This is a genomic window from Bradyrhizobium roseum, from assembly GCF_030413175.1.
GTDB lineage: Bacteria > Pseudomonadota > Alphaproteobacteria > Rhizobiales > Xanthobacteraceae > Bradyrhizobium > Bradyrhizobium roseum.
In genome coordinates, this window is sequence record NZ_CP129212.1 from 2,335,365 (window position 1) to 2,360,452 (window position 25,088).

The following is a 25,088-nucleotide window of genomic DNA, read 5'->3' on the forward strand; positions in this document are numbered from 1 at the left end:
TTAGAGCTATGGGATACCGCCTTTAACCCGGGACCCGACAGGTCTGACGTTTAGCCATAGAAATCTGGAAAATGCACAAAGTCTTGATTGTTGATGACAGCAAGCTTGCCCGCATGGTGATGGCGAGCGCATTCCGTCGTATCCGGCCGGACTGGACGCTGGTCGAAACCAGCAATGCCGATGAGGCGCTGGCCGCTGTTTCCGGAGACGCCGTTGACGTTGCCCTGATCGATTTCAACATGCCGGGGATCGATGGCCTGGAGCTTGTTGCAAATATCCGCAAAACCCATCCAAACATGCCGGTCGCCGTCGTCTCGGCGAACGTCCAGAATGAAATCATAGGACGCGCGCGGGAATTGAATGCGGGCTTTATTCCAAAGCCCTTGACCGACGAAAGCCTCGCCGCGTTTCTCTCCGGCGCCGCGCTTCGGCTCAAGAAATCTCCGACATGACCGAAGACGCGAGCCAACTCACCGAAATCGAACAGGATGCGCTGGCTGAAATCGCCAATATGGGGGTCAGCCGCGCCGCGAGCAGTCTCCGCCTCCTGGTTGGGGAGGAGATCCTGCTTTCGGTGCCTTCCGTCAAGATCGTAACGCGCCAGGCGGCGTCGAAACTGGTCGAGCGCGAGAACGCGAAGAAACTCGTGGCCGTGCAGCAGACTTTCGAAGGGCCGTTTGCCGGCAAGGCGCTTTTGATCTTTCCGGAGGCGCAAAGTCTGGAGCTGGTTCGCTCGATCGTCGGCGACCAGCATACGTTGGAGGATGTGATCGATCTGGAGCAAGAGGCGCTCGCTGAAACCGGTAATATCATTTTGAACGGATGCCTCGCGACGATCGCGAATGTCTTGAACCGGACGATGCGGATGTCGCTGCCCTCCATCGTTCGAGGTGACGGAGCGACCTTGTTCGAGGTGCAAGCGCCGGCGTCGGGAGAACAGTTCGTGCTATTTCTCTATATCGATTTTAACATCAAGGCGCGGAATGTGCGCGGCTTTATTGCTCTTCTTTTGGATCTGCATTCCATCGCCGCGCTAAAGACGATCGTGAACGACTTTATCGAGGCCATTGAAAAGCAACCATCCGGTCATGCTGGATAACCTGTCCGATCCTGTATTCAGTCTCGTTTTCGACACCGTCGACATTGGTCTCGTCGTGGTCGACATCGACGGATGCGTTTTCGGCTGGAATGCCTGGATGGCCCGCGTCACGCGACGGCCCTCGCAGGAAGTGATCGGGAAATCGCTGTATGACATCTTTCCTGATGTACGTAACACCCGCTTGCCCGGCGTCATTGAGGATGCATTTCAGGTAGGAAGCTCCAGCATCCTGACCCACACGCTGAATGCGTTGCTGCCCTTGCAAGGCGAAGGCGGGGAGCCGATCCTTCATAATATCGTCGTGCGTCCTGTATTCTCAGAGCGTGCAAATTACTGCCTCTTGCAGATTACTGACGTCACGGTAGCCGTCACACGGGAGCGGGTGCTGCGGGAGCGTCAGAACGCCCGGTACCACGCGATCGTCGATTCAGCGCCTGACGCGATCATCACGATCGACGACAACCGCGTCATTCAGTGGGTCAACGGCGCAGTCGACCATGTTCTGGGGTATGGACACGCCGAGTTGCTCGGGAAACCGCTCGACATTCTGTTGCAGACGGGCAATCAGTTGGCTTCCGTGCTCGCAAAAAGTTCGGTCGATGAGAAAAGCGATGCTGCCATATCGGTTATCGGCCGGTACAAGAACGGTAAATTTGGAAACTTCGAGATATCGCTTGGACACTGGCGGGCAGACCAACGTGATTTCGTAACAACGATCTGGCGCGACGTCACGGAACGGGCGGCAGCCGATGCCGCCCTGCGCGATGCACGCGACGCCTTGCAACGAAGTCACGATGAACTGGAAAGCCGGGTCGAGGAGCGGACACGCGAGCGCGAGATCGCGCTGAGGCAGCTTCATGAATCCCAGAAGATGGAGAGCATTGGACAATTGACAGGCGGGGTCGCGCACGACTTCAACAACCTGCTGGCTGTCATATTGGGAAGCCTGAGCCTGCTGAAGAAAGCAGTTCCGGAAGAGCCGCGGATATCGCGACTGCTGGATCGGGCCATCCAGGGCGCCGAGCGCGGTGCTACCCTGACCACGCGACTGCTGGCGTTTGCGCGACGGCAGGAACTGAAAGTCGAATTCGTCACTCTCCAGAGACTGATCCCAGAAATGCTGGACTTCCTGCGGCATTCCGTTGGTCCAAACATCGAGATTCGCGCGGAAGTGTCACCGGAGGTGGGCGCCATTGAGGTTGATGCAAACCAACTCGAACTGGCTTTGATCAATCTTGCCGTTAATGCGCGGGACGCGATGCCGCAGGGAGGCTCCCTGACGATTGCTTGCCACAACGAGGCAAGCGGGAAGAGTATCGGGTTATCAAGGGATCCCTTCGTCTGCATCACCGTTACCGACACTGGTGAAGGCATGAGCGAAGCCACGCTGGCCCGCGCCCAGGAGCCGTTCTTTACGACAAAAGGCATCGGCAAAGGCACCGGCCTTGGGCTTTCGATGGTCCATGGATTTACCGCGCAATCCGGCGGGACGATGCGTATCAAAAGTCAGCCGGGGAAAGGGACGTCGGTCACGATATGGCTGCCGCAAGCAAAGGAGGGCAGCAGGGTGGCGGAGGTGGACATACCACTCGCGCAACCGAAAGAAGCGCGCAGCCTCCGGGTGCTGCTGGTCGATGACGACATCCTGGTGAGCATGGGGGCGGCCGACATGCTGCTCGATCTCGGTCACAGCGTGACGGAAGCTCAATCGGGACTACAAGCACTCAAATTGCTGGAAAGCGACGCTCCGTTCGACGTCGTCGTTACTGACTACGCCATGCCGGGGATGAACGGTTTCGAACTCGCCCAGCGGATCAAGGCGCGCAACCCCAAACTACCTATCATTCTCGCTACCGGATACGCGGAACTGCCGCCCGAACGGTCGATTGAGTTCGTGCATTTGTCCAAACCCTACACGTCAAAAGACTTGGCAGCCGCGCTGGAGAAGGCGGCGACATAACCGAGAGGTGCGACGGCGGCGAGTCGTTTCGACGAGCCGCCCCGGTTGCCAGCACTACTCTCATGCTGCAAGTCGGATAGGTTCACATGCCGTGAGCCGGATCTTGCCGGCGGGTGTGAACCGGAAATGCGTCCTCACGGGGCGGCCGTCGTAATCGCGATAGTCGAGCAAAACGCCGCCCCCTTCCGGCATCAATGCGTCGATTGCGAATGCCTCGCTCCCGGCTGTGGCGAGCCGTGGCCGCCAGTAAAGCTCCACTTCGGAACGGCCAGTGAAGTTGCCGCCTTCACAACATTCGACGGTAGCTTCTTCATCGTAGAGGTCGAGCAGCTCTTCCAATCGGCGTTGCTTGCAGGCGTCTATCCAATCAACAATGATACCGATCGCGTCAAACCGACCATTTGCATTCACCATACGTTGTCCTCCCAGGGCGCTGCTAGTAATGGCAACGGGATGAACGCGTTGTGAACCGGATGTTCAGAGACGGTTGATGTTGCGAGTTTCGAAACTGGAACAGCTTCGGAAGAAGGCAGTGCTCCGGTGGCGTACGTTGTGGGCGACGTCTCGCGCGATGTTCGTCTTGTCGCTGTGGCCATCGGAGATGGGCGCGCAGGCGGCGGTAGCGATCAACAAGTATTTTCTGCGCCGCGAGGGATTTTGCGATTGAAGCTTCTCAGCTCCTGAGATTGCCCACGAGTTCTTTGCCGCCTGCGCAACGTTATCCAGTCCATGATGCATACGCTGCGGGTCACCTTGAGTTGATTGGCCCGACACCTTCGTGTCACAGGCATCGGCTACACGGCTGAGGCAGCCTAAAGGACCCCAAGATGCCGCATATCACCCCAACCCTCGCACCCGAACTAGTCACCACTATGCGTTGGGCTTTGGATGCGGCCTCTGACCGCGTACCAATGAACTCACGCACGCCTGCGACCAAGGCCAAGATGGCTCAGCGTATCGTCAGGTCGGCGCGCGAAGGCATCACGGACGCACACCAGCTCGTGGCGGCGGCGGTAACTGAGGGCGAAGTGCCAGCGCTTTAGCCCGCACGTTCGTGTTCTCGGCAAAGTTCAGTTCGGCTCGCAGGTGTCGATTGGTGCCACGTGGCAGCTAGTCGGCTACTTGCCCCTAGAGCGCGTTTTCTGAGCCAATCCCCGTTCATTGCCAGAGATCAATGATCCATCTTGTCCCAAGGGCAGACCGTCGCGGCTGAAGTCGCCAGCGAGATCACCGAGTGAGCTGGGCTCAGTCGCAAAAAAGCTGCCGCGACCGGAGAAAAGGAACCCCCACGTCTACGTTCAGATCGATCCGTCCGCGGCAGCCGCACAAAGTTGTCGACTTCCGATCTTGACAGGTAGAGGGTCATTTCTCACCACTCGGATCGGCTTTGCATGACCACCCCCTGGTGGCAGACATGTGTTATCTATCAAATCTACCCGCGGTCTTTTCAGGACACCAACGACGACGGCATCGGTGACCTCAGAGGCATTGCGCGGCGGCTCGATTATCTTGTCGGCCTTGGCGTCGATGCGATCTGGATATCTCCGATTTACCCGTCGCCGATGGTCGATTTTGGCTATGACATTGCCGATTATTGCGACGTCGATCCGCGCTTTGGTGACCTGGCAGATTTCGACGACCTGCTTATTCAGGCCCATCGGCGCGGCCTGAAGGTCCTGCTCGACTTTGTGCCCAACCACTCTTCCGACCAGCATCCATGGTTCGCCGAGAGCCGTGCTTCGCGCGAAAGCCAAAAGAGGGACTGGTACATCTGGCGCGATCCCGCGCCTGGCGGTGGTCCGCCGAATAACTGGATCAGCGATTTCGGTGGCTCAGCGTGGCAATGGGACGAGGCCACCGGACAATATTACTATCACGCTTTCCTGAGGGAGCAGCCGGATCTCAACTGGCGTCATCCGGCCGTGCGGGCGGCGATGTATGACGTAATGCGTTTCTGGTTCGATCGCGGCGTCGATGGTTTCCGCATCGACGTGCTGTGGCACATGGTAAAGGCGGCGGACTTCCCTGACAATCCGCCCAACCCGGCCTATCGTCTCGGCATGGGCGAGATGCATCGCCTGCTTCAACGCCATTCGACAGACCAGCCGGAGGTGCACGAGATCGCCGCCGAGATGCGTGAAATTGCCGACTCTTATGGCGCCAAAGGACAGGGCGCGCGGGTTCTGATTGGCGAGATCTACCTGCCGGTCGATCGGCTGATGCATTATTACGGCGGTGAACGCGCGGAGATGCATCTGCCATTCAATTTCCAGCTGATCGATACGCCATGGGAGGCGCGCGTCCTGGCGGCTGCCATCGCCAACTATGAGGCGGTGCTACCGCCGGGGGCATGGCCAAACTGGGTACTCGGCAACCATGACCGGCCACGCGTTGCCGCCAGGCTCGGGCAGGCTCAGGCCCGCATCGCGGCGGTGTTGTTGCTGACGCTCCGCGGCACGCCCACGCTCTATTATGGCGACGAACTGGGTTTGACCGATGTCGTGATCGTATCTTCGGACGTGCGTGACCCGCGCGAGTTGCGTGAGCCCGGGCTGGCGTTGGGCCGCGATCCCGTGCGCACGCCGATGCCGTGGGATGTCAGCGAAAATGCCGGTTTCAGCGCGGTCAGGCCGTGGCTGCCGCTCCATGCCGACTGGTCAACGCGCAACGTGACACGGATGGCCGAAGACCCTCAATCCATCCTGGCACTTTATCGTCGCTTGCTTGCGCTCCGGCGCAAATACCTGGCCTTGTCGATCGGGGGTTTTGTTCTGTTGGATGTCCAAGACGACATACTTGTTTACGAGCGCCGGCACGCGGCGGAGCGGTTGGTGGTGGCCCTCAACCTTGGAGAACGGCCACACCGGCTTCAATTGCCGGAATGGGCGCGCGACAGCCGGTTGCTGCTGTCCACTGCCGAGGATGCAGCGCTGGCCGAAGACGGCGCCCTCCTGCTAGGGTCAAATGAAGCTGTCGTGCTCGAAGCCCGCTGCGGAGAAGGATGATCCCTTGCGCATCGCCATGCTGGCGCCGATCTCCTGGCGTACGCCTCCGCGCCATTACGGCCCCTGGGAGCAGGTGACGAGTCTCCTGACCGAGGCCTTGGTCGCGCGCGGCGTCGACGTCACCTTGTTCGCTACAATGGATAGCCGGACGGCCGGCAAGCTCGATGCCATCTGCCCGGCGCCATACTCCGAGGATCCCGCGATCGACGCAAAAGTGTGGGAGATGCTCCACGTCGCCCATGTCTTCGAGCAGGCCGGCAAGTTTGACCTCATTCATAACCAGGCCGATTTCGTACCGCTGGCCTTTTCGCGGTTGGTCGGAACCCCTGTCGTGACGACGATCCACGGCTTCTCTTCGGTGCGCATTCTTCCCGCCTACAAGGCCTATGAAAATCGCGTCCACTACGTTGCAATCAGCGAGGCTGATCGCCATCCGGACTTGCGCTATGCTGCAACGATCCACCACGGTATTCCGCTCGAGGACTTTCCGTTCGACCCGCAGGGCAGCGAGGATCTGCTTTTCTTCGGCCGCATTCATCCAGACAAGGGGGCGGCCGAAGCGATCACGGCCGCACATCGATCGGGGCGGAGATTGATCATGGCCGGCATCGTCCAGGACCAGAACTATCACAATGAGCAGGTAGCGCCCGCCCTCGGCGACGGAGCCGTGGTGTATCTTGGCCCGGTTGGCGGGGCTGAGCGCGGAAAGACCCTGGGCGCCGCACGCGCGCTGCTCCACCTGATCAATTTCGACGAGCCGTTCGGTCTATCGGTGGTGGAAGCGCTGGCCTGCGGAACTCCCGTCATCGCCTGTAACCGGGGATCAATGCCCGAGTTGATAGAGGATGGAGTGACCGGATTTCTGGTGGACAGCCCTGATGCGGCAGTCGATGCGATCAATCGCATCGACGAAATCGATCGCGCGGCTTGCCGTGCGGCGGTATCGGCACGCTTCACGGTAGATCGCATGGCCGATCGATATTTGGCCTTGTACCAATCAATCCTCAGTTAAAAGACAGACGCTTGAAAGAAACCGACGTGCGGGTCGATTAAAACCGTGCCCAAGCGCGGAGGCGTTGATCTGGTTTCGGCTCTCGATCCCCGCTATTGGCGCAAAGAAGTCAATGAGGGATGCCGATGGGCTGGGAAACTTTTGCGCCAGTCCCCAAGTCAAGCGTGTTCAGTGACAAAATGCGTGCGACGACGGGCGTCGGCAGCATAGGCGACCAGGCTTTCGTGGCGGGAGGGCATGAACGCCGTTCAAAAACATTTGAATATATGTGTGTATGACGCAAGTCAGCCGTGCAGAGGTTGATTTGGATCAAGACCACGGCACGGCGGGGCCCACATTGTTCGTCGAGGGCGCGCCGTGAATCTGGAAACACTGGTCGATCTTGCGGGTGGAGCCGTCTTGCTTTCTGCGGGCGGGCTGTTGATTGGAATGGCCTTCGGAGGATTTGCTCAGGTGAGCAAATTCTGTCTGCGTTCTGCGGTGATCGAATTTTCGCAAGGCGCGCTCGGTTCGAAGGTGGCGATCTGGCTGTTGACCTTTGCTGCCGCCGTCGCGACAGCCCAGGCGCTCATCGCGTTCGGCTTGCTCGATGTTTCGGAAGCCAGGCAGCTTGCCGCGCGCGGCAGCCTGTCCGGCAGTATCATTGGCGGCTTGATGTTTGGCGCTGGAATGATCCTGGCCCGCGGTTGTGCGAGCCGGCTTCTGGTTCTGTCGGCGACTGGAAATCTGCGTGCGCTAATATCCGGTCTCGTGCTGACCGTCGTGGCACAAGCCTCATTGCGTGGCGTTCTGTCACCTGCAAGGGAAATGCTTTCGGAATTGTGGACGGTGCAAGGAGGCTCATCGCGCAATCTGCTGTCGTTGGTGAGCGCCGGACCTCAGCTGGGGCTGTGGCTTGGTCTGTTGTGGCTTGCTTGCGGGCTCGTGCTCGCGCGGCGGGCCCGCATCGGCTATCGCATCGGAGCAAGCGCCATCGGCGTTGGATTGATGGTCGCTGCAGGCTGGCAGTTTACCTATGTCGTATCGCAGTTTTCGTTTTCACCCGTCCAGGTCAAGAGTATCAGCTTCACTGGCCCGTCGGCGGACGCGCTGATGGGCTTGATAAATTCCACATCTGTGCCGTTGGGGTTCGACACCGGCCTGGTACCTGGCGTGTTTGCGGGCTCGCTGCTTGCCGCATTGATGACGGGGGACTGGAAGGTGCAGGGATTTCAAGACGGTCCCGGCATGTGGCGCTATCTGATCGGGGCGACGTTGATGGGCTTTGGCGGCATGCTTGCCGGCGGCTGCGCCGTCGGCGCCGGCGTGACAGGAGGGGCCATCTTTGCCTTGACGGCCTGGATAGCGCTCGCCGCCATGTGGGCCGGGGCTATCGCGACACATCTCGTCCTCGACGGGAAGGTCGCCCGTTCGGAGCTGGCCGGACCGTCGGTCGATAGCGGATCAACGGCCACTGAAATGGATGACCGTCAACGATCGTTCTTGCTGCGCAGACAAGCTTAGCTCCATTGAATGGTGGTGCTTGCGCAATCGTCGACAGGAAGGGCGATGACCCTTCGTAAGCCGGGAACAGCCGCGGGGAATATCTGTCCGTGCTCAGCCGGTTGGCCAGCGGACTATTTATAGTTGAAGTGGCGAGCGAGGTGAAGGCGCTCGCGACGCAGACGGCAAAGGCCACAGACGAGATTGGCCAGCAGGTCTCCGTCATTCAGCAGGAGACAAGGCAGGCGGTCGATGCCATCCAGGTCATCTGCGCCACGATCTCGGAGGTCAGCGAGATCTCCGCTTCGATCGCGAATTCCGTCTCAGAGCAAGGTTCGGCAACGCAGGAGATCGCTCGCAGCGTACAGCGGCGGCGGCAGGCACCGACCGGGTGACCAATGATATTTCGGCGGGTGACCGCGGCCGTATCCGATGCCGGTACCGCAGCCAAACAGGTCGTGATGTCGGCAGAGCAGGTCGCGAACCAGGCGGAGGTGCTGCGTCGCAAGGTCCGCCAGTTCTTGATGACGATCCGGGCCGCATGACAAGGCGGCCGTGACGCCGTCACTCCAATGGCTGCTTTCGGCTGCGCAGGCTGGCCCAACGGCGTTGGATGATCTCGCTCACGGAATCATCGACCAGCAGGGCGATGCCCAATCGTGAACCCAGAACCATGCCGCCGACGGCGAAGGGCCATGACAGCGCCAGCATCGAACCGGCGGTGATGCCCTGACCGATAGTGCAGCCGCCGGCCAGGATGCCGCCAATTCCCATCAATGCCGCGCCCACCAGATGGCGCCGCATCTCGTGATCGTCATCGAATGCCTCCCATCGCAGCTCGGCGGATCGCCACGCCGCCAGCCACGAACCGGCCACGACACCGAATACGCTGCCGACGCCGAAATCGGCGAAGCTCGAAGCGTTCAGCACGCCCGCATACAGCGCCTTGCCGATGGTGGAGACGAAGGTCAGGCTTTGCGGTCGTATCGCAACGTCAAACTCATCCCCCAATGAATTCGTGACGACCCAGCCCGCGACCACCAGGACGCCGAGCGCGATGCCCGCGGACAGCAACCGCGGCGCACGCCGCAATCGCGGATCTCCGAGCGCAATCAGGCAAAGCCCTGCGCCCACCGCGATGGCGAGACCGGGGCGGACGTCGAAGCCAAACGCGTGCGAGGTGAGCGAGGCCATGTCGGACGCGATACCATCGGGCATTCCGATCGAAAGACGCTCCAGCGCATCGATGCGGACGCTGGCCAGGACGCCGCGCAGCGCCGCATAGGCGGTCGCGCCCAGGACCAGGATCACGATCAGACTGCGCAGGTCACCGGTGCCGAGACGAACCAGCGAGCCAAATCCGCAGGTGCCAACCATGGCCATGCCGATCCCGAAGAACAGGCTACCAAGCAGGATGGCAACGATCGGCAGGCTCGGCAAGGTATAGGTTGTCAGCTCGGGGCGAAGGACGCCGCTGATGACCAGCGATTGCGTCCCGAGGATTGCAATGCCGAGTGCCAGACCGAAAATCCGGAGGCGTCGGCTGTCGCCGCCCATCAGTGCATCCTCGATGGCGCCAAACGAACAAAGTCTGGCATGGCGGACGGCGAAGCCGGCGGCTGCGCCGATGGCAAAGCCGCCAAGCCCCGGCATCCACGCCGCCAGGCTTTGCATGGGTTCTCCCTGAATTCTGGTTGCTCGTTCGGCCAGTTATGTTTTCTGGTCCGCTGTGACCGGCGCGCAGAAGATATTGTAGATGACAGAAATCACCTGGCGCACATCATCATTGGCCAAGCTGTAGTAGATGGTCTTGCCGTCGCGTCGGGTATCGACCATGCCGTCATAGCGAAGCCGCGCGAGTTGTTGGGACACCGCCGACTGCCGCAATGACAGAATGTTCTCCAGTTCCGTGACCGATCGTTCACGCTCCGCAAGCAGGCACAGCAGCAGCAGGCGATTCTCGTGGGATACCGCCTTGAGGAAATTGCTGGCCTTGCGCGCCTTGCGCATCAACTGATCGAGCTCGGGCGAATACTCCGCGCCATCGCGCAGTTCGGTTTCAAGTTCGGTCGAGAGGATCGAGGACATTGCGATCAGATTCTTTCAAAATGCGAAACCAGAACGGTCAGGTCCGGTTCGTGCCCGGACGGGGCGTTGTAATCTTGCCAGCAAGGGCACCGAGCAAACCCCAGAATGCATCGTCGTTGATATAGCCGGTGATGCGACCGATTTCCCGGCCGTTGTCCACGACGACGAAAGTCGGCGTGAAGCGCACCGGCGATGCGAGGGTAATCCCGCCGGCAGCCTGGGTATCCACGTTGACGCGGCGTAGCGGAAGCACTCTGGCTTCGGCGGTCTTGTCGTAAACGGGACCGATCTCGCGGTCCCAGCGTTGGCACCAGACGCAGCCATCGCGCTCAAACATCAGAAGTTCGGAAGCCTGCGCCGCGACCGGCCAAAGCGGGGCCGACACCAGCAGAATCAGGGCGAGCAGCGATGTTTGTTGAAGCTTCCCCAAGGACATGCCATACATATATACGAATTCGCATGTGTCTACCAGAGCCGGAAGCGCCGTGATTTCCAATATTTCACTGATGGGGGCGCTGGGGGCGGGACTGCTGTCTTTCCTGTCGCCGTGCGTTCTGCCCCTGGTGCCGCCCTACCTGTGCTTCCTGGCAGGCGTGAGCCTTGAGGATCTCAAGCAGGAAGATTCACCGCGCGCTTTCCGTCCGAATTGGCATGTGGTCGCGCTGTCGTGTGCCTTCGTGCTTGGCTTCTCCACTGTGTTTGTTGCGCTTGGCGCGTCGGCGTCGCTGATCGGCAGGACGGTGAGCGAACATTTCGACACGCTAGGCATGATCGCCGGCGTGGTGATCGTGATCCTCGGCCTGCACTTCCTCGGCCTGTTCAGGATCGGTGTGCTGTTTCGCGAGCTCCGCTTTCAGAGCGTCACCAGGCCGGCAGGCTATTTCGGCGCTTACCTGGTCGGCCTCGCCTTTGCGTTTGGGTGGACGCCTTGCGCGGGTCCTGTATTGGCGGCGATCCTGATCGTGGCAGGTGGCGAGGCGTCGGCCGCTCGCGGCACGTTGCTGCTCGGTACCTATGCGCTCGGCATCGGCATCCCCTTTTTGCTGGCGTCGCTGTTCTCGGGGCAGTTCATCAGATTGGTGGGGCGCATGCGCAACTACATGGGCGGGATCGAGAAGATCATCGGGGCCGGACTGGTCCTGACCGGGGTTCTGTTCCTGACAGGTGGCATGCCGCGTATCGCCGGCTGGTTGTTGGAGACTTTTCCAGCATTCGGCGCGGTTGGATGAAGGGGAGGCACCCATGCTGACAAGACGACAAGCCGTCGCTGCCGTTGGCCTCAGTGCGTTAGGTCTTCGTGCCTCGCCGGCAGCTGCCAAGCCAACGCTCGGTGAGGACGGGCTGTACCAGATGGACTGGTATCTGGAGAGCTTCCTCGATCTGCCCGAGGATCTTGCCGGCGCAACCGCAAAGGGCAAGCGGTTCGCGATCCTGTGGGGGCTCAAGGGATGTCCCGCCTGCAAGCGGATGCACGAGGTGCATTTGCTGGACCCTCGAATCGAGGCCTATATCCGCGACAATTTCGAGATACTGCACCTCAACCATATCGGTGCGCGCACGGTGACCGATTTCGACGGGCGAAAGCTCGGCGAGAAGGCGTTCGGCGAGAGCTATGCTGTACGCTTCACGCCGACGATCCAGTTCTTCCCCGAGAATACCACGGGCCTCGCGTCGTTGGGCGGGCAGGCGAGGGAAGTCGCGCGCATGCCGGGCCTGCTTGAGCCGACCGCGTTTCTGGCAATGTTTCGCTACGTGCGCGAGAAAGGCTACGAGACGACGCCGTTTCCTGAGTGGCTGAAGAAGCAGGTTTGAGGCAGGGCGCTGGATCGGGGATTTTCTAGAAATCCAGCTTGTCGCGAATGGCCGCGATGCCGGCCTTGGCGCAGGCTTCGTCGGCATCACCGCCGGGTGCCCCGGAGACGCCGATGGCGCCGACCATTGAACCGGCCGCTTCAACTACATTGCCGCCGCCGACGATCACGACCCCCGGCAGGTTGCGGATGCCGGCCTGCGGCATTCCCGGCTGGGTGATGGAGATCAGCTCCATCGTGTTGGTGCGGAAGCTTGCAGCTGTCCAGGCTTTGCCGGCAGCGGTGGCCGGCGTATGTGGGCCGGCCAGACGATCGCGCAGCACCACCTGGGTGATGCCGAAGCGATCGACCACCGCGACGGCGACCTGAAATCCGAGCTTTCGGCATTCGGCGAGCGATGCGCGGCCAAGATCGAGCGCCAGCTCCGGGCTCAGCGATTTGTAGGTGATGATCGAGTCCTGCGCGCGGACCGGAGTCGAGAGCAGGACTCCGGCTGCTAGCGCAGCCAGCACTGCGCGAGAGGCCCGGCCTCGCGCAACCGAGGCTTCAATTTTGCAGCGCCTGATTACCTTACGCATTTTCATGTCAGCCTATTTGTTGACCGGCGATTCCGGATCGAACAGAAACGCCACGATATCCTTGATCTGCTGCTCGCTCAGGACCTTGTTGGCGCCGAACCGCGGCATGTTCGAACATGCCACGACGGCCTGCGAGTCGTAGATTTTTGCGAAAGCGTTCTTGGCTTCCGCCGGATCGAACTTTCGGTCCTTGCCGTAGGACGTCAGGCTGGGGCCAAGCGTGCCGTAGCTTACCTCGGCTTTTTCCATCTGGTGGCAGGCGTAGCAATTCCCGCCGCTGATGGTCTTGTCATCATCGGAGAATTGGCCGCCGCGGCCGTTATTGGCGATCTTCTGGCCTTCTTTCCAGTTGCCAAGCCATTTGCCGTCAGCCGGGAACACCACCTTCGCCAGTTCGCGCGCGACGATCTTGTCGGCCTCGGCGGAGGGGACGTCGTTGCGGTAGAGATTGCAGGTCGCGAGCGTGTCGTCAGGCTTGATGCGCGACTGCCATTCCGGCGGAGCCTTTCCAAACGTCGCTTGCAGATACGTCTCGACCAGGGCGGGGTCGACCTTCGTCGTTGTGGCCTGGGCGTTTGCCGTCAACGGAAAGCCCGCGATGACGCCGGCGGTCAGGACGAACGCGGCAAATCTTGAAGTCGTGTGCATGATGCGTCCCCCTTCAGCGCTTGATCGACGGGACTGCGATCTCGCCGCCCATCGCCTGTTTCTGCAGAAAAACGGTGAGCGCCGTGATGGTGTCGGAACCATATTCCGGGACAGGCCAGCGCTGCTGCCGATAGCAGTCCCACAGCCGGTGCTGCATGGTGCGCAGCGCACCCTGCGAAACGCGATAGGTCGGCCACGTTCCCATGGTTTCCTGCGGCTGCTTGCCGGGCTTTGAAAAATCCGGAAGTCCCTGCAGCCGGATGCGCTTGCCCTCGTCGGCGTGACAGGTGGCGCAAGAGAAATCCATCACGCCGCCGCGCCGGTAGAACAGTGCCTCGCCGACCGCGGCCATTTCCTGTTCCTTGGGATGCTTGAGCTGGACGTCGATCTTCATGCCGCTGGACTTGTTGGCGATGAAGGCCACGAGGTCTTCCATGTCGGAGGCTTTGCCCGGGCCGGAAAAGCGGCGGGCGACGACGTCCTTGGTGTCCAGGCCCTGGACGTTCTGCATGCACCACAGAAGCCGCTGCTCAAGGTCCATGACCCTGCCGGAATCTGCAAAAAAGCGCGGCAATTGGGCGAACGCGCCTTCGAGCTTGCCCGCGCCGAGCCCGAGATCGCAGCCTTCGAGCGAGACATTCTTGCTGCCACGCTTCTCGCCCCACAGAATTTCGCCGCGGTCGACCGCGAGAAATCCAGGATTTGAGAACGGGTCGGAGATCATCGCGCGATAGCGCTCGATTTCCTTCTCGCTGGCGTCTTGGGCGCGGGCGGCAATGTTCAATGGTAAGAGCAGGATAACGGCTGCGGCAGCCGCGGCTTTGGCCAGTCTCATTTATTCGGTTCTCCCTCCACAAGACCGTCTTTGCGGTCCTTAAAGCGTCACCGGGATCAATCCGGCATCTTTACATTCAAAAAAAACAATATAATGATATTTGCAGATGATGATAGATCAAACCTGAAGACGTCAAGATATACTTATCGACAGGGATGCGTAAGAAATCCCGCGGGAGGACGTAGAATGAAACTGAAAGCAGTCGCAAAGACCCGCCGTGAAGCACTGGCGCTTGCGGGTATCGCCGGACTGGCCGCGTTGATCGCGCCCAGAATCTCGCTGGCCGACGAGCAGGCCGTTGCCGCCGAAATCAAAAAGCTCTACGGCGACAAGAAGATCGAGAGCGGCAAGATCAAGCTCGACGTGCCGGAAATCGCCGAGAACGGCCTTGTGGTGCCGGTGACCGTCGATGTCGAAAGCCCCATGACCGAGCAGGATTACGTCAAGGCGGTTCATATCTTCGCGGACGGCAATCCGCTTCCCGGGATCGTCAGCTACAAGTTCACGCCGGCCTGCGGAAAAGCATCCGCCTCGACGCGCATGCGCCTCGCGCAGACCCAGAACATCGTCTGCATCGCGGAGATGTCGAACGGCAATCTTCACATGGCCAAGGCCAGTGTGAAGGTCACGATCGGCGGCTGCGGCGGCTGATCGGAACAGCCTTCGACAAGAAACAACAGGCGAGGAATTTTCAAATGGCCAACACACCCACCCCGCGCGTTCGCCTTCCAGCCCAGGCGAAGTCCGGCGAACTGATCGAGATCAAGACTCTCATTTCACACGAGATGGAGTCGGGGCAGCGCAAGGATGCCGCAGGAAAGATCATTCCGCGCAAGATCATCAACAAGTTCATCGCTGCGTTCAACGGCAAGGTCGTGTTCGAAGCTGAATGGAATCCGGCTATCTCCGCTAATCCCTATCAGTCCTTTTTCTACAAGGCGGTCGAAAGCGGTGAGTTCACCTTCACTTGGAAGGATGACGACGGCTCGGACTATGTCGCAAAGAACAAGCTGACGGTGGCTTGAGAATGCACGGCGCGGGCCACCATAGGCTTCGCAAGCGCTGACATTTCCGAAAAGACGCCCCTTCGTTGCGAAGGGGATCGAAAGGCAGATCGATGATCTCGAGGCGGGAGTTCCTGCAGGCGACGGCGGCTGCGTCGGCGCTGACGGTCGGAAGCGGCATGGGCGGGCTTGGGCGCGTCGCGGCCCAGCAGCGCCTGACCCAGGCCGACATCACGCGCTTCGATCCGCTCGGCACGGTTACCATTCTGCACGTGACCGATATTCACGCACAACTGATGCCGCTGTATTTCCGCGAGCCATCGGTCAATCTCGGCGTCGGCGAGGTCAAGGGATTGCCGCCGCATATCTCGGACGCCGAGTTTCGGAAATACTTCAACATCGCAACTGGATCCGCAGACGCATTCGCGCTGACGTCGGATGATTTCGTTTCGCTCGCCCGCAACTACGGGCGCATGGGCGGCATGGATCGCATCGCTACGCTGACAGGTGCCGTGCGCGCCGAACGCGGCGATGATAAGGTGCTGTTGCTCGATGGCGGTGACACCTGGCAGGGAAGCTGGACTTCCTTGCAGACCAAGGCCCAGGACATGGTTGATGTCATGTCGGCGCTGAAGGTCGATGCGATGGTCGGCCATTGGGAATTCACCTACGGCGCCGAGCGCGTCAAGGAGATCACAGACAAGGCGCCGTTTGCGTTTCTGGCGCAAAACGTCCGCGACAATGAGTGGCAGGAGCCGGTTTTTGAACCGCGAAAGATGTTCGAGCGCGGCGGCGCGAAGATCGCCGTGATCGGTCAGGCGTTGCCGCGCACCGCGGTGGCCAATCCGCGGTGGATGTTTCCAAAGTGGGAGTTTGGCATCCGCGAGGAGGACATGCAGAAGCAGGTCGACGAATCCCGCGCCGAGGGCGCGTCGATCGTCGTGCTGCTGTCGCATAATGGCTTCGACGTCGATCGAAAGCTCGCGAGCCGCGTCAAGGGCCTCGACGTCATCTTGACCGCCCATACCCATGACGCGATGCCGGGGCTGATCCGCGTCGGCGACACGGCGCTGGTGGCCTCGGGTTCACACGGCAAGTTCGTCTCGCGCCTCGATATCGAGGTAAAGGACAAAAAGGTGTCCGGCATCCGGTTCAAGCTGATGCCGGTGTTCTCGGACGCGATCAAACCCGATCCGGGCATGGCAGCGCTGATCGAAAAGGTGAGGTCCCCGTTTGCAAAGGATCTGGCGCGAACGATCGGCAAGACTGAATCGCTGCTTTACCGCCGCGGCAATTTCAACGGCACGTTTGATGACCTGATCTGCAACGCCATGCTGTCCGAACGGGACGCCGAGATCGCGCTGTCGCCAGGATTCCGTTGGGGCGGAACGCTGATTCCCGGCGACGCGATTACCTGGGAGCACGTCACCAATGCGACCGCGATCACCTACCCAAACTGTTATCGCAACCAGATGACCGGCGCGCAGTTGAAGGAAGTTCTCGAAGACATCGCCGACAATATCTTCCATCGCGATCCCTATTTCCAGGGCGGTGGCGACATGGTCCGGATCGGCGGAATGGGCTACGCCATCGATGTCTCCAAGCCGATGGGATCGCGAATCTCGGACCTGACGCACCTGAAATCGGGCAAGCCGATCGAGGCCGCCAAGACCTATACCGTCTCGGGCTGGGCCAGCATCAACGAGAACACGCAAGGTCCGCCAATCTGGGATGTCGTCGCGGCCCATGTCGCCAAGCTTGGCGCCGTGACCGTTCAGCCGAATACCGCGGTGAAGGTCACGGGAGCCTGACGATGGCGGTCAGCGCAGTCAATCGCGATGAACATATTCACGTATTAAGATAAACAGGAGGGATGCCGCATGAGTGATAGATCATCGGCGGATATTCTCGATCGTCGCCGCTTCCTCGGCGGGGCAGGTCTTGCAGGAGCCAGCGTTGCGCTCGGCGCAATGCCTTCAGTTGCAGGCGAAACCGCCAAACCCGATCCACTGATCACCGAGGTACAGGATTGGTCGCGCTATCTTGGCGACGGCGTCGACAAGCGACCCTATGGTTCGCCGTCCAAGTTCGAAAAGAACGTGGTCCGGCGCGACGTACCGTGGCTGACGGCTTCGGCCGAATCGTCGGTCAATTTCACGCCGTTGCATGAGCTGGACGGGATCATCACGCCGTCGGGATTGTGCTTTGAGCGTCACCATAGCGGTATCGCCGAGATCAATCCGGCGGATCACCGTCTGATGATCAACGGTCTTGTCGACAAGCCGCTGGTGTTCACGATGGAGGATATCAAGCGGATGCCACGCGTGAACAGGATTCACTTCCTGGAATGCGCGGCGAATTCCGGCATGGAATGGCGCGGCGCCCAGCTCAACGGCTGCCAGTTCACCCACGGCATGATTCACAACGTCCTCTATACCGGCGTGCCGCTCAGGGTGCTGCTCGAGGAGGCAGGCCTCAAACCGAGCGCGAAATGGCTGATGCTCGAAGGCGCCGATGCGGCCGGCATGAACCGTTCGCTGCCGATCAAGAAAGCCATGGACGACGTCGTTCTGGCGTTCGCGATGAACGGCGAAGCGCTGCGTCCCGAACAGGGCTATCCCTTGCGCGCCGTAATTCCGGGCTGGGAAGGCAATCTCTGGGTGAAATGGCTGCGCCGCATCGAGGCGGGCGACCAGCCATGGCAGACTCGCGAGGAAACTTCGAAATATACCGATCTGCTGGCCGACGGCCGCTCGCGCAAACATACCTTCGTCATGGACGCAAAGTCCGTGGTGACGAATCCGTCGCCGCAAGCGCCGCTGCGGCAGAAGGGTCGCAACGTCCTCAGCGGTGTTGCTTGGTCCGGCCGCGGCACCGTCAAGCGGGTGGACGTGTCCTTGGACGGCGGACGAAACTGGCAGACCGCACGTATCGACGGGCCGGTCTTGGATAAATCGATGGTGCGCTTCTACGTCGATTTCGACTGGAACGGTCAGGAACTGATGATCCAGTCGAGGGCAATGGATTCGACCGGCTATGTGCAGCCGTCGAAAGAAGAGTTGCGCAAGGTCAGGGGCGTCAATTCGATCTATCACAATAACGGTATCCAGACCTGGCTGGTACGTTCGGGCGGGGAGACTGAAAATGTCGAGATTGGCTGATGCCGCTTTCCTCGTCGTCCTCTGCAGTTTCGCAAGCGGTGTGCTGATGGCGGAAGGATCGGCCCAGCAGGTTGCTGGGCGTGAGCCGGCCAAAGTTGCAACCCAACTTGGTCTTGGGCGACCTGCGCTACCGGAGGAGATCAAGGCCTGGGATATCGACGTTCGACCCGATGGCAGGGGCCTTCCGGTCGGAAAGGGAACAGCAAAGCAAGGCGATGAGATCTTTCAGGCGCAATGTGCTTCCTGTCACGGCGAATTCGGGCAGGGCGTCGGGCGCTGGCCTGTGCTGGCCGGTGGCGCCGGCACTCTGAAGGCGGACCGGCCGGACAAGACGGTCGGATCATTCTGGCCGGATCTATCGACGGTGTTCGACTATATCCAGCGCGCGATGCCCTACGGCAATGCGCGGTCGCTTTCAAGTGACGAGATCTATGCCTTGACCGCCTATATCCTGACGATGAACGACGTCATCAAGGATGAAAATTTCGAACTCAACGAAAAGAATTTTGCCTCGATCAAGATGCCGAATGCCGCGGCGTTCTATGATGATGATCGCGAGATCGCGGAGAAGCAGTTCTGGAACAAGGAGCCGTGCATGAAAAACTGCCGGCCGGCGTCGCCTAAGGTAACTGGTCGGGCGATTTCGGTGGACGTGACGCCCGACAGCAAGGCCGGACCGAAGGTGGATTGACGCATTGTGGTTGTCCGCCGGTGGCCACTCTTCCAACCGGCTCGGCGCGGTCGATCAAGGCAAGCGCAGGACATAGCCCGGGATCAGTAGCGCACCGAAATCACATTGGTGGTATGAAGCACCGGTTCGCAGATCAGGATCGGCCCGTAACGATAGACGTGCCGTCGGAAGAACGGCTCCCAGTTCGGGGCCGGATAGATGGCAGTCGGACGCGGGCCGGGCTCGCTGCAGGCGCCCACATTCACCGCATACGCGCCGCCAGCATGCCGCAGATGCCGGGCTTCCGCGGAGCTGGTGGCGGTTACTGCGGTCGCGCCCAGAATGAGAGAGGCAGTCAAAATCGGCTTGATGCGTTTCATGAATCTCGATCCCCAGATCGGCTGATAGTGCAGGAATACCAGGTAACACGTCAACTGCGGTTCGTCGGATAACGCTTCACGACGCGGTGCGGGTAAGCCGCCCCGGGCACGACGGTTGAGCACCGGATATTATGCCGTTAGAAGTGGAAGCTGCGCAGTTGCCCCACCAATTTGCCGTGTTGAGACCATCATTACGCCATGAGTGCGCCCGGAACAAACGATTTAAGCGACAAAGTATTTTAACCGGTTGAGTTGTTGCGATGAGACACTTGTGGGCGGTTCTTCTCATTTCGGCTGCGACGCTACCGGTCTGGTTGGGCATGACCGGCACCGTGGTTGCCCAGTCGGCGGACTCCCAGCCTCGTGCTGTCGATGACGGACCGCCCCCCGGCGCCTGTACTCCGATCGGTGTGACCGCTTCCGGCGATATTGTTTTCCCGATGACCTGCAGGGATTTCATCGAGCGGCACAAGGCTGCCGACCGTGCCGCCAGTGCGGCAGAGACGAAGGCGGCCGCACCCGAAGCCAGCAAGGTTCCTGACGCGACCGAGACGGCCAAGGCGCCCGCTTCACCGGAAGCCGGCAAGGCCAAAATCGCAGCCGAGTCCAGCAAGGCTCTCACCACTGGGGAAGCCAGCAGGGCTTCAGCCGCGGCCGATGTCGGCGCGCCGACCGCCGTTGAGGCAAGCAAGGCACCAACAGCGCCCGATTCCGGTCAAGCAGAAGAGAAAGACACCAAGCTCGCTCCGGTAAAAGCTGCGGGGGATGAATCAGACCGGCCCGCAATCAAGCAGGCCGCAGTTGCGCCGCCCGAGAGCGCCGATCCCGTCAAGTCCTCGGCCGACCCCGCTACCACGGCGGCATTGGATAAACGCGCCAAGGGTCGAAACCGCGTCGCCGGTGCGCCTAATTGTACCAGATTCCGAACCTACAACGCCGCGAGCGGAACCTATCGCGATTTCAACGGACAGCGCCGGCCGTGCCCCTGAGCGGTTGATCCCCCATCTCGCGTGGCGCTTCCTTTTTCTTTTCGGACCTCGTGCCCAGCGTTTGACGCCACCAGCGTGAAATGCTGCAATGCAGCCATTGCAGTGCAGGCGTGATGATGACCGAGATTGTAGATCGCATTTTGAGCGCGTCCGGGCACAGGGATTTGGACGCGCAATCTCGGGCAAAGATCATACGCTATTTGGAAACGCTGAGGTCGGCGGGGAATCGCGACGAACAACAGTTGACGGTCTTTGGTCTCGCGTATCTCGATCAGCTCTTCAATCCAGATCCGCGCTATAGCGGCTGCTAGCCTACGTAAATGAGTGGCGTTGACGCGCGATCGTCAACTTCTGACTTGAAGAGCAAAGGTCGAGCCGCTTAGCTCCTCGCTCTCTTCCCCGTGGGAGCTGCGCATGACCGCTGACATCAATCCCTATCGCATTTCGATCGGCGACGACGTGCTCGACGATCTCAAATCGCGGCTGCGCAACACGCGCTGGCCGGAAGCCGAACTGGTTGGGGACTGGAGCCAGGGCGCACCGCTGAAATGGATCCAGGACATTTGCCGCTATTGGGCGGAAGAATACGACTGGCGGGCGCGCGAGGCGCGGCTCAATCGATTCGCGCAGTTCACCACCGAGATCGACGGGCTCGACATGCATTTCCTGCACGTCCGCTCGAAGCATCCGAACGCGATGCCGCTGATCATCACGCATGGTTGGCCGGGTTCGGTGGTCGAGTTTCACAAGGTGATCGAGCCTTTGACTGATCCGACGGCGCATGGCGGCAACGCGGCCGATGCGTTTCACGTGGTCTGCCCGTCGCTGCCGGGCTTTGGCTTCTCCGCGAAACCGAAGACGACCGGCTGGGGCGTCGAGCGTATCGCGTCAAGCTGGATGGTCTTGATGGATCGCCTCGGCTATCCGCGCTATGGCGCGCAGGGCGGCGATTGGGGATCGGCGGTCACTACCGCGATCGGTGTGCTGGATGCCCAACATTGTGCCGGGATTCACATCACGCTGGCGATGTCGGCGCGACCCAATGTCCAAGGGCAGCCGACAGCGGAGGAGGCGCGGGCGCTGCAGGGAATCGAGCATTATGCCGAATGGGATTCCGGCTATTCCAAGCAGCAATCCACCCGGCCGCAAACGCTCGGATATGCGCTGACTGATTCGCCGAGCGGGCAGGCGGCGTGGATTCTGGAAAAATTCTGGGCGTGGACCGATTGCGATGGGCATCCGGAAAACATCCTGGGTCGCGACGAGCTGCTCGACAACGTCATGCTCTATTGGGTGACGGCAACCGCCGCCTCGTCGGCCCGCCTGTACTGGGAAAGCTTTGGACCCAAGCGGCGGACGCCGTTCGAGGTAAAGATACCGACCGGCGTCGCCGTCTTCCCCAAGGAGATCGTTACGCCCGTGCGGAAATGGATGGAAGCGAGCTACACGAATATCCGGCACTGGCGCGAAATGCCGAAGGGCGGTCACTTCGCGGCTTTCGAACAGCCGGACCTGTTCGTCCAGGAAGTGCGCGAGTTCTTCCGGACGCTGCGCTAGCCGCCTGTTTCCTGATCAGCTGGATCGAAAGTAGCCTAATTTTCGCGCATAGCGCTTGCGTCCCAAGCGCGAGAAGCACCGGTAAGGGCCTGTTCGGGCGGCATGTTTGTTGCATTTCTCAGATTCAAAAGAGGAGTGCTTGATGACATCTGCGATCCGCCGACGTGAATTCATTGCCGGGCTTGGTGCCGGTATCGGGGCTGGATTGTTCGCCAGTCCGGCCATCGTTCGGGCTCAGGAAACGATTGTCATCCGGGCCGGTGCGCTGAAGTTGATCCACTCGATTGCTCCCTATTTCTACGACCAGTTCGTGCCGGCGGGCTACAAGATCGAGGTGCTGCCGTTCGAAACGCCGACCGAGTGCAAGAACGCCGTCGTGACCAAGTCAGTCGATTTCGGCGCGTTCGGCATCGCCGCGGCACTGCTCGGCGCCGCGGCCGGTGAACCGGTCGTGGTCATCGCCTCGACCTGCAACCGTGGCATGGCGATTATCGCCAAGAAGGATGCAGGGATCGCCGCGATCAAGGATCTCAAAGGCAAGCGGGTCGCGGTGTTCCCGGGAACGACACAAGAGGTGTTCTTCCTGGAGCGGCTGCGCATGGAAGGCATGACGATCAAGGATGTCGAGCCGGTGCGCGTTTCCTTCAGCGAAATGCACATCGCACTGTCCCGCGGCGACATCGATGCGTATGTCGGCGCCGAGCCCGGCCCCGGCGTGTCGCTGTCGAGCGGCGTCGGTTCGCTGGTCGAATATCCCTATTCGACGGCGATGGGATCGCTGAACATGGTGTTCGGCACGCATCGCGACGTGATTGCACAGAAGCCTGGCCTTGTCCGCGCGATGCTCGGTATCCATCAGAGAGCGACCGATTTTGCGGCGACCAACAAGGACGCCATGGTCGCAATGGCATCCAGCAAGCTCGGCCAGAAAAAGGAGGCGATCGAGGCTTCGGTGCCGAATGTCGAACTGACGTGGAAGCTCGAAGCCAAGCAGATCGAGCAATCGAAAATCTACGCCGACCATATGCTGGCGCTGAAGCAGATCAAGCGCCTGCCGGATTTTGCGACCTTCATCGACACGAGTTTCGTCGATGCGGTGAAGCCGACCTGACCGTGACCACGCTCGCGGCCGATAGCGAAGATAGCGCGGTCGGCGCACGCAAGGCGTCCTGGGTCACTACATGGTGGCCGCGCCTGCGGCCCTTGCTGCTGGCAATTGCGTTTCCTGCCGCCATGCTGGCGATCTGGCATTTTGCGACGGTCAATCGCCCCGGGAGCCTGATTCCGCCACCGTACGAAGTCTGGCTCGAACTCTGGGATCTCGCGTTCGGCGGGATCAATGACGACGCCTACAGCAAGACCTTGCATATTCATTTGCTCGCCTCCGTCAGCCGCGTCTATGGAGGGTTTGCGCTGGCGCTGATGGTCGCGCTACCGCTCGGGATGCTGATCGGGCGCGTACCGCTGGTCCGGCAGCTGCTTGATCCGACCATCCAGATCTTGCGGCCGGTGCCGGTGACGGCCTGGCTGCCGCTGGCGATGATCATCTTCGGCCTTGGTCCTCGCTCGGCGTTCTTTCTGGTGTTCCTTGGCGCGTTCTATCCGATCCTGGTCAACACCATTTTCGGCGTGCGTTCGGTCGAGCCGCGGCTGTTCGAGGCGGCATCGATGCTCGGCTGCACGGAGTCAGCGCAGTTTTTTCGCGTCGTGCTGCCCGCGGCGCTGCCTTCGATCTTCACCGGCATGCGGCTTGGACTGGGTTTTGCGTGGGTCGTGATCGTCGTCGGCGAGATGACCGGCGTGCAGACGGGACTGGGCGCGATCATCATGGAAGCGCGCCAGCTCTCGCGCACCGAGATCGTGATTTCGGGCATGATCGTCATCGGTGCGTTCGGTTTCCTGTCCGACCAACTGGTGATGCTGATTGGGCGGCGCCTTCTGGCATGGAGTCCATCGCATGGCTGAAGCCCCGATCCCGATCCTCGAGATGAGGAACGTCGGCAAGACCTACGCGCAGAGCGGCCGCGCGATCGAGGCGCTGCGCGGCGCCAATCTGCGCGTGAAGAAAGGCGAGTTCATCTGCCTGATCGGCGCTTCGGGCTGCGGAAAATCCACGCTGTTGCGGATGGCGGCGGGGTTCGAGGCGGCCACGCATGGCGATAATCTCATGTGGGGAATGCCGATATCTGGGCCGGGCCCGAGCCGCGGCATGGTGTTTCAGGACTACGGGCTGTTTCCGTGGCTCAACGTCCGGGACAATGTCGGCTTCGGCCCGAAGTCGAGGGGGCGCACCAGGGCCGAAATTCGCGAGACGACCGACCGGTTCATTGAACTCGTCGGATTGCAGAATTTTGCCGATGTCTATCCGCACCAGCTCTCCGGCGGCATGAAGCAGCGCGTCGCGATCGCGCGCGTGCTTGCCAACGACGCCGAGGTCGTGCTGATGGACGAACCGTTCGGTGCGCTGGATGCCATGACGCGTGAGCGCCTGCAGGACGAACTGGTCGATATCTGGTCGCGAACCGGCCTGACTGTCATCTTCGTCACCCACTCGATCGAGGAGGCGATCTTCCTGGCCGATCGGGTCGTGGTGATGTCGCCGGGGCCCGGCCGTATCGATAACGAATACCGGATCGACCTGTCGCGGCCGCGCGATATCGCAAGCCCGGAATTCAACGAATGGCGACGGCTGCTTTCGTCGCAACTGCATAGTCACCACGGGCGCAAGACCGGCTGATCCGCCGGCGGTGCTTCGGATATCAGGCGAGAACGGCCTTGAGCAAGGCGTTGTCGATCACCGGCAGCACGG

29 protein-coding genes are annotated in these 25,088 nt (G+C 60.8%); 21 read left to right on the forward strand and 8 right to left on the reverse strand.

Going from position 1 to position 25,088, the window contains the following annotated elements; translation table 11 throughout:
* The first annotated feature begins 71 nt into the window (after window positions 1-71).
* From QUH67_RS11020 to QUH67_RS11030, 3 genes are read left to right on the forward strand one after another with little or no spacing between them, the layout of a single operon-like run.
* Window positions 72-452, forward strand: coding sequence for a response regulator transcription factor (locus QUH67_RS11020; RefSeq protein WP_300946707.1), 381 nt, complete (start codon window positions 72-74; stop codon window positions 450-452).
* Window positions 449-1,099 (forward strand): chemotaxis protein CheX, encoded by a 651-nt coding sequence (locus tag QUH67_RS11025; protein ID WP_300946708.1) that lies wholly within the window; start codon window positions 449-451, stop codon window positions 1,097-1,099. Before QUH67_RS11020 ends, QUH67_RS11025 begins: the two co-directional genes overlap by 4 nt.
* Entirely contained in the window at window positions 1,089-3,059 is a 1,971-nt protein-coding gene (locus QUH67_RS11030) for a PAS domain S-box protein (protein WP_300946709.1), read from the forward strand. Before QUH67_RS11025 ends, QUH67_RS11030 begins: the two co-directional genes overlap by 11 nt.
* A 60-nt stretch (window positions 3,060-3,119) precedes the next feature.
* Here QUH67_RS11030 and QUH67_RS11035 read toward each other — a convergent pair whose 3' ends face one another.
* Complete coding sequence (locus QUH67_RS11035; RefSeq protein WP_300946710.1) at window positions 3,120-3,473, reverse strand: nuclear transport factor 2 family protein; 354 nt, start codon at window positions 3,471-3,473, stop codon at window positions 3,120-3,122.
* A 118-nt stretch (window positions 3,474-3,591) separates the two neighbouring features.
* On the opposite strand from QUH67_RS11035, the gene QUH67_RS11040 reads away from it, so the two are divergent.
* The 6 genes from QUH67_RS11040 (at window position 3,592) to QUH67_RS11070 (ending at window position 9,103) form a co-directional block, all read left to right on the forward strand.
* On the forward strand, window positions 3,592-3,726 hold the full coding sequence (locus tag QUH67_RS11040) for a hypothetical protein (protein WP_300946711.1): 135 nt from the start codon (window positions 3,592-3,594) through the stop codon (window positions 3,724-3,726).
* A gap of 724 nt (window positions 3,727-4,450) precedes the next feature.
* A complete protein-coding gene (locus tag QUH67_RS11050; protein WP_300946713.1) occupies window positions 4,451-6,064 on the forward strand; it encodes an alpha-amylase family glycosyl hydrolase in 1,614 nt (537 codons plus the stop codon).
* 4 nt (window positions 6,065-6,068) lie between these two features.
* Complete coding sequence (locus QUH67_RS11055; protein WP_300946714.1) at window positions 6,069-7,076, forward strand: glycosyltransferase family 4 protein; 1,008 nt, start codon at window positions 6,069-6,071, stop codon at window positions 7,074-7,076.
* Between the two features lie 357 nt (window positions 7,077-7,433).
* Complete coding sequence (locus QUH67_RS11060) at window positions 7,434-8,579, forward strand: YeeE/YedE family protein (RefSeq protein WP_300946715.1); 1,146 nt, start codon at window positions 7,434-7,436, stop codon at window positions 8,577-8,579.
* A gap of 140 nt (window positions 8,580-8,719) precedes the next feature.
* Complete coding sequence (locus QUH67_RS11065) at window positions 8,720-8,953, forward strand: hypothetical protein (RefSeq protein ID WP_300946716.1); 234 nt, start codon at window positions 8,720-8,722, stop codon at window positions 8,951-8,953.
* An 18-nt stretch (window positions 8,954-8,971) separates the two neighbouring features.
* Window positions 8,972-9,103: a hypothetical protein gene (locus QUH67_RS11070; protein WP_300946717.1), complete on the forward strand. Its 132-nt coding sequence runs from the start codon at window positions 8,972-8,974 to the stop codon at window positions 9,101-9,103.
* 19 nt (window positions 9,104-9,122) lie between these two features.
* On the opposite strand, the gene QUH67_RS11075 is transcribed toward QUH67_RS11070, so the two are convergent.
* The 3 genes from QUH67_RS11075 to QUH67_RS11085 are packed head-to-tail and all read right to left on the reverse strand — an operon-like array spanning window position 9,123 to window position 11,091.
* Entirely contained in the window at window positions 9,123-10,232 is a 1,110-nt protein-coding gene (locus QUH67_RS11075; RefSeq protein ID WP_300946718.1) for a YeeE/YedE family protein, read from the reverse strand.
* Between the two features lie 36 nt (window positions 10,233-10,268).
* On the reverse strand, window positions 10,269-10,646 hold the full coding sequence (locus QUH67_RS11080) for an ArsR/SmtB family transcription factor (protein WP_300946719.1): 378 nt from the start codon (window positions 10,644-10,646) through the stop codon (window positions 10,269-10,271).
* Window positions 10,647-10,683: 37 nt separating this feature from the next.
* Window positions 10,684-11,091 carry a thioredoxin fold domain-containing protein gene (locus QUH67_RS11085; protein WP_300946720.1) on the reverse strand — a complete coding sequence of 136 codons (408 nt, stop codon included), beginning with the start codon at window positions 11,089-11,091 and terminating at the stop codon, window positions 10,684-10,686.
* Window positions 11,092-11,131: 40 nt separating this feature from the next.
* On the opposite strand from QUH67_RS11085, the gene QUH67_RS11090 reads away from it, so the two are divergent.
* Both QUH67_RS11090 and QUH67_RS11095 read left to right on the forward strand, forming a co-directional pair.
* Window positions 11,132-11,875, forward strand: a complete 744-nt coding sequence (locus tag QUH67_RS11090; protein WP_300946721.1) for a cytochrome c biogenesis CcdA family protein — start codon at window positions 11,132-11,134, stop codon at window positions 11,873-11,875.
* Between the two features lie 13 nt (window positions 11,876-11,888).
* Window positions 11,889-12,458 (forward strand): SoxW family protein, encoded by a 570-nt coding sequence (locus tag QUH67_RS11095; protein ID WP_300946722.1) that lies wholly within the window; start codon window positions 11,889-11,891, stop codon window positions 12,456-12,458.
* A 25-nt stretch (window positions 12,459-12,483) separates the two neighbouring features.
* On the opposite strand, the gene QUH67_RS11100 is transcribed toward QUH67_RS11095, so the two are convergent.
* The 3 genes from QUH67_RS11100 to soxA all read right to left on the reverse strand — a co-directional run bounded on the left by QUH67_RS11100 (window position 12,484) and on the right by soxA (window position 14,518).
* Window positions 12,484-12,969 carry a GlcG/HbpS family heme-binding protein gene (locus QUH67_RS11100; RefSeq protein WP_300946723.1) on the reverse strand — a complete coding sequence of 162 codons (486 nt, stop codon included), beginning with the start codon at window positions 12,967-12,969 and terminating at the stop codon, window positions 12,484-12,486.
* Between the two features lie 78 nt (window positions 12,970-13,047).
* The gene (soxX, locus tag QUH67_RS11105) at window positions 13,048-13,683 is read right to left on the reverse strand and encodes a sulfur oxidation c-type cytochrome SoxX (protein ID WP_300946724.1); all 636 of its coding nucleotides are present in this window, start codon (window positions 13,681-13,683) and stop codon (window positions 13,048-13,050) included.
* Window positions 13,684-13,696: 13 nt separating this feature from the next.
* The gene (gene soxA / locus QUH67_RS11110; protein ID WP_300946725.1) at window positions 13,697-14,518 is read right to left on the reverse strand and encodes a sulfur oxidation c-type cytochrome SoxA; all 822 of its coding nucleotides are present in this window, start codon (window positions 14,516-14,518) and stop codon (window positions 13,697-13,699) included.
* Window positions 14,519-14,704: 186 nt separating this feature from the next.
* On the opposite strand from soxA, the gene soxY reads away from it, so the two are divergent.
* From soxY to QUH67_RS11135, 5 genes are all read left to right on the forward strand, one after another.
* Window positions 14,705-15,169 (forward strand): thiosulfate oxidation carrier protein SoxY, encoded by a 465-nt coding sequence (soxY, locus tag QUH67_RS11115; RefSeq protein WP_300946726.1) that lies wholly within the window; start codon window positions 14,705-14,707, stop codon window positions 15,167-15,169.
* A gap of 44 nt (window positions 15,170-15,213) precedes the next feature.
* Entirely contained in the window at window positions 15,214-15,543 is a 330-nt protein-coding gene (gene soxZ, locus QUH67_RS11120) for a thiosulfate oxidation carrier complex protein SoxZ (RefSeq protein WP_300946727.1), read from the forward strand.
* 92 nt (window positions 15,544-15,635) lie between these two features.
* Window positions 15,636-17,333 carry a thiosulfohydrolase SoxB gene (soxB, locus tag QUH67_RS11125; protein WP_300946728.1) on the forward strand — a complete coding sequence of 566 codons (1,698 nt, stop codon included), beginning with the start codon at window positions 15,636-15,638 and terminating at the stop codon, window positions 17,331-17,333.
* A gap of 69 nt (window positions 17,334-17,402) precedes the next feature.
* On the forward strand, window positions 17,403-18,683 hold the full coding sequence (gene soxC / locus QUH67_RS11130; protein ID WP_300946729.1) for a sulfite dehydrogenase: 1,281 nt from the start codon (window positions 17,403-17,405) through the stop codon (window positions 18,681-18,683).
* Window positions 18,684-18,729: 46 nt separating this feature from the next.
* Window positions 18,730-19,374 (forward strand): c-type cytochrome, encoded by a 645-nt coding sequence (locus tag QUH67_RS11135; RefSeq protein ID WP_407080453.1) that lies wholly within the window; start codon window positions 18,730-18,732, stop codon window positions 19,372-19,374.
* 83 nt (window positions 19,375-19,457) lie between these two features.
* On the opposite strand, the gene QUH67_RS11140 is transcribed toward QUH67_RS11135, so the two are convergent.
* Window positions 19,458-19,733, reverse strand: coding sequence for a hypothetical protein (locus QUH67_RS11140; protein ID WP_300946731.1), 276 nt, complete (start codon window positions 19,731-19,733; stop codon window positions 19,458-19,460).
* 320 nt (window positions 19,734-20,053) lie between these two features.
* Here QUH67_RS11140 and QUH67_RS11145 point away from each other — a divergent pair, with 320 nt between their 5' ends.
* The 5 genes from QUH67_RS11145 (at window position 20,054) to QUH67_RS11165 (ending at window position 25,016) form a co-directional block, all read left to right on the forward strand.
* Window positions 20,054-20,722: a BA14K family protein gene (locus QUH67_RS11145; RefSeq protein WP_300946732.1), complete on the forward strand. Its 669-nt coding sequence runs from the start codon at window positions 20,054-20,056 to the stop codon at window positions 20,720-20,722.
* Between the two features lie 414 nt (window positions 20,723-21,136).
* Window positions 21,137-22,279, forward strand: a complete 1,143-nt coding sequence (locus tag QUH67_RS11150) for an epoxide hydrolase family protein (protein WP_300946733.1) — start codon at window positions 21,137-21,139, stop codon at window positions 22,277-22,279.
* Between the two features lie 142 nt (window positions 22,280-22,421).
* Window positions 22,422-23,390, forward strand: coding sequence for an ABC transporter substrate-binding protein (locus QUH67_RS11155; protein WP_300946734.1), 969 nt, complete (start codon window positions 22,422-22,424; stop codon window positions 23,388-23,390).
* A gap of 83 nt (window positions 23,391-23,473) precedes the next feature.
* Window positions 23,474-24,244, forward strand: a complete 771-nt coding sequence (locus QUH67_RS11160) for an ABC transporter permease (RefSeq protein ID WP_300948006.1) — start codon at window positions 23,474-23,476, stop codon at window positions 24,242-24,244.
* Complete coding sequence (locus QUH67_RS11165) at window positions 24,237-25,016, forward strand: ABC transporter ATP-binding protein (RefSeq protein WP_300946735.1); 780 nt, start codon at window positions 24,237-24,239, stop codon at window positions 25,014-25,016. Before QUH67_RS11160 ends, QUH67_RS11165 begins: the two co-directional genes overlap by 8 nt.
* Window positions 25,017-25,088 lie beyond the last annotated feature (72 nt).

Bases quoted from the DNA above. Each gene is read 5' to 3' on its own strand.
- QUH67_RS11020 (WP_300946707.1), top strand. From the start codon at position 72: ATGCACAAAGTCTTGATTGTTGATGACAGCAAGCTTGCCCGCATGGTG.
- QUH67_RS11025 (WP_300946708.1), top strand. From the start codon at position 449: ATGACCGAAGACGCGAGCCAACTCACCGAAATCGAACAGGATGCGCTG.
- QUH67_RS11030 (WP_300946709.1), top strand. From the start codon at position 1,089: ATGCTGGATAACCTGTCCGATCCTGTATTCAGTCTCGTTTTCGACACC.
- QUH67_RS11035 (WP_300946710.1), bottom strand. From the start codon at position 3,473: ATGGTGAATGCAAATGGTCGGTTTGACGCGATCGGTATCATTGTTGAT.
- QUH67_RS11050 (WP_300946713.1), top strand. From the start codon at position 4,451: ATGACCACCCCCTGGTGGCAGACATGTGTTATCTATCAAATCTACCCG.
- QUH67_RS11075 (WP_300946718.1), bottom strand. From the start codon at position 10,232: ATGCAAAGCCTGGCGGCGTGGATGCCGGGGCTTGGCGGCTTTGCCATC.
- QUH67_RS11080 (WP_300946719.1), bottom strand. From the start codon at position 10,646: ATGTCCTCGATCCTCTCGACCGAACTTGAAACCGAACTGCGCGATGGC.
- QUH67_RS11085 (WP_300946720.1), bottom strand. From the start codon at position 11,091: ATGTATGGCATGTCCTTGGGGAAGCTTCAACAAACATCGCTGCTCGCC.
- QUH67_RS11095 (WP_300946722.1), top strand. From the start codon at position 11,889: ATGCTGACAAGACGACAAGCCGTCGCTGCCGTTGGCCTCAGTGCGTTA.
- soxX (WP_300946724.1), bottom strand. From the start codon at position 13,683: ATGCACACGACTTCAAGATTTGCCGCGTTCGTCCTGACCGCCGGCGTC.
- soxA (WP_300946725.1), bottom strand. From the start codon at position 14,518: ATGAGACTGGCCAAAGCCGCGGCTGCCGCAGCCGTTATCCTGCTCTTA.
- soxY (WP_300946726.1), top strand. From the start codon at position 14,705: ATGAAACTGAAAGCAGTCGCAAAGACCCGCCGTGAAGCACTGGCGCTT.
- soxZ (WP_300946727.1), top strand. From the start codon at position 15,214: ATGGCCAACACACCCACCCCGCGCGTTCGCCTTCCAGCCCAGGCGAAG.
- soxB (WP_300946728.1), top strand. From the start codon at position 15,636: ATGATCTCGAGGCGGGAGTTCCTGCAGGCGACGGCGGCTGCGTCGGCG.
- soxC (WP_300946729.1), top strand. From the start codon at position 17,403: ATGAGTGATAGATCATCGGCGGATATTCTCGATCGTCGCCGCTTCCTC.
- QUH67_RS11135 (WP_407080453.1), top strand. From the start codon at position 18,730: ATGGCGGAAGGATCGGCCCAGCAGGTTGCTGGGCGTGAGCCGGCCAAA.
- QUH67_RS11140 (WP_300946731.1), bottom strand. From the start codon at position 19,733: ATGAAACGCATCAAGCCGATTTTGACTGCCTCTCTCATTCTGGGCGCG.
- QUH67_RS11145 (WP_300946732.1), top strand. From the start codon at position 20,054: ATGACCGGCACCGTGGTTGCCCAGTCGGCGGACTCCCAGCCTCGTGCT.
- QUH67_RS11150 (WP_300946733.1), top strand. From the start codon at position 21,137: ATGACCGCTGACATCAATCCCTATCGCATTTCGATCGGCGACGACGTG.
- QUH67_RS11155 (WP_300946734.1), top strand. From the start codon at position 22,422: ATGACATCTGCGATCCGCCGACGTGAATTCATTGCCGGGCTTGGTGCC.
- QUH67_RS11165 (WP_300946735.1), top strand. From the start codon at position 24,237: ATGGCTGAAGCCCCGATCCCGATCCTCGAGATGAGGAACGTCGGCAAG.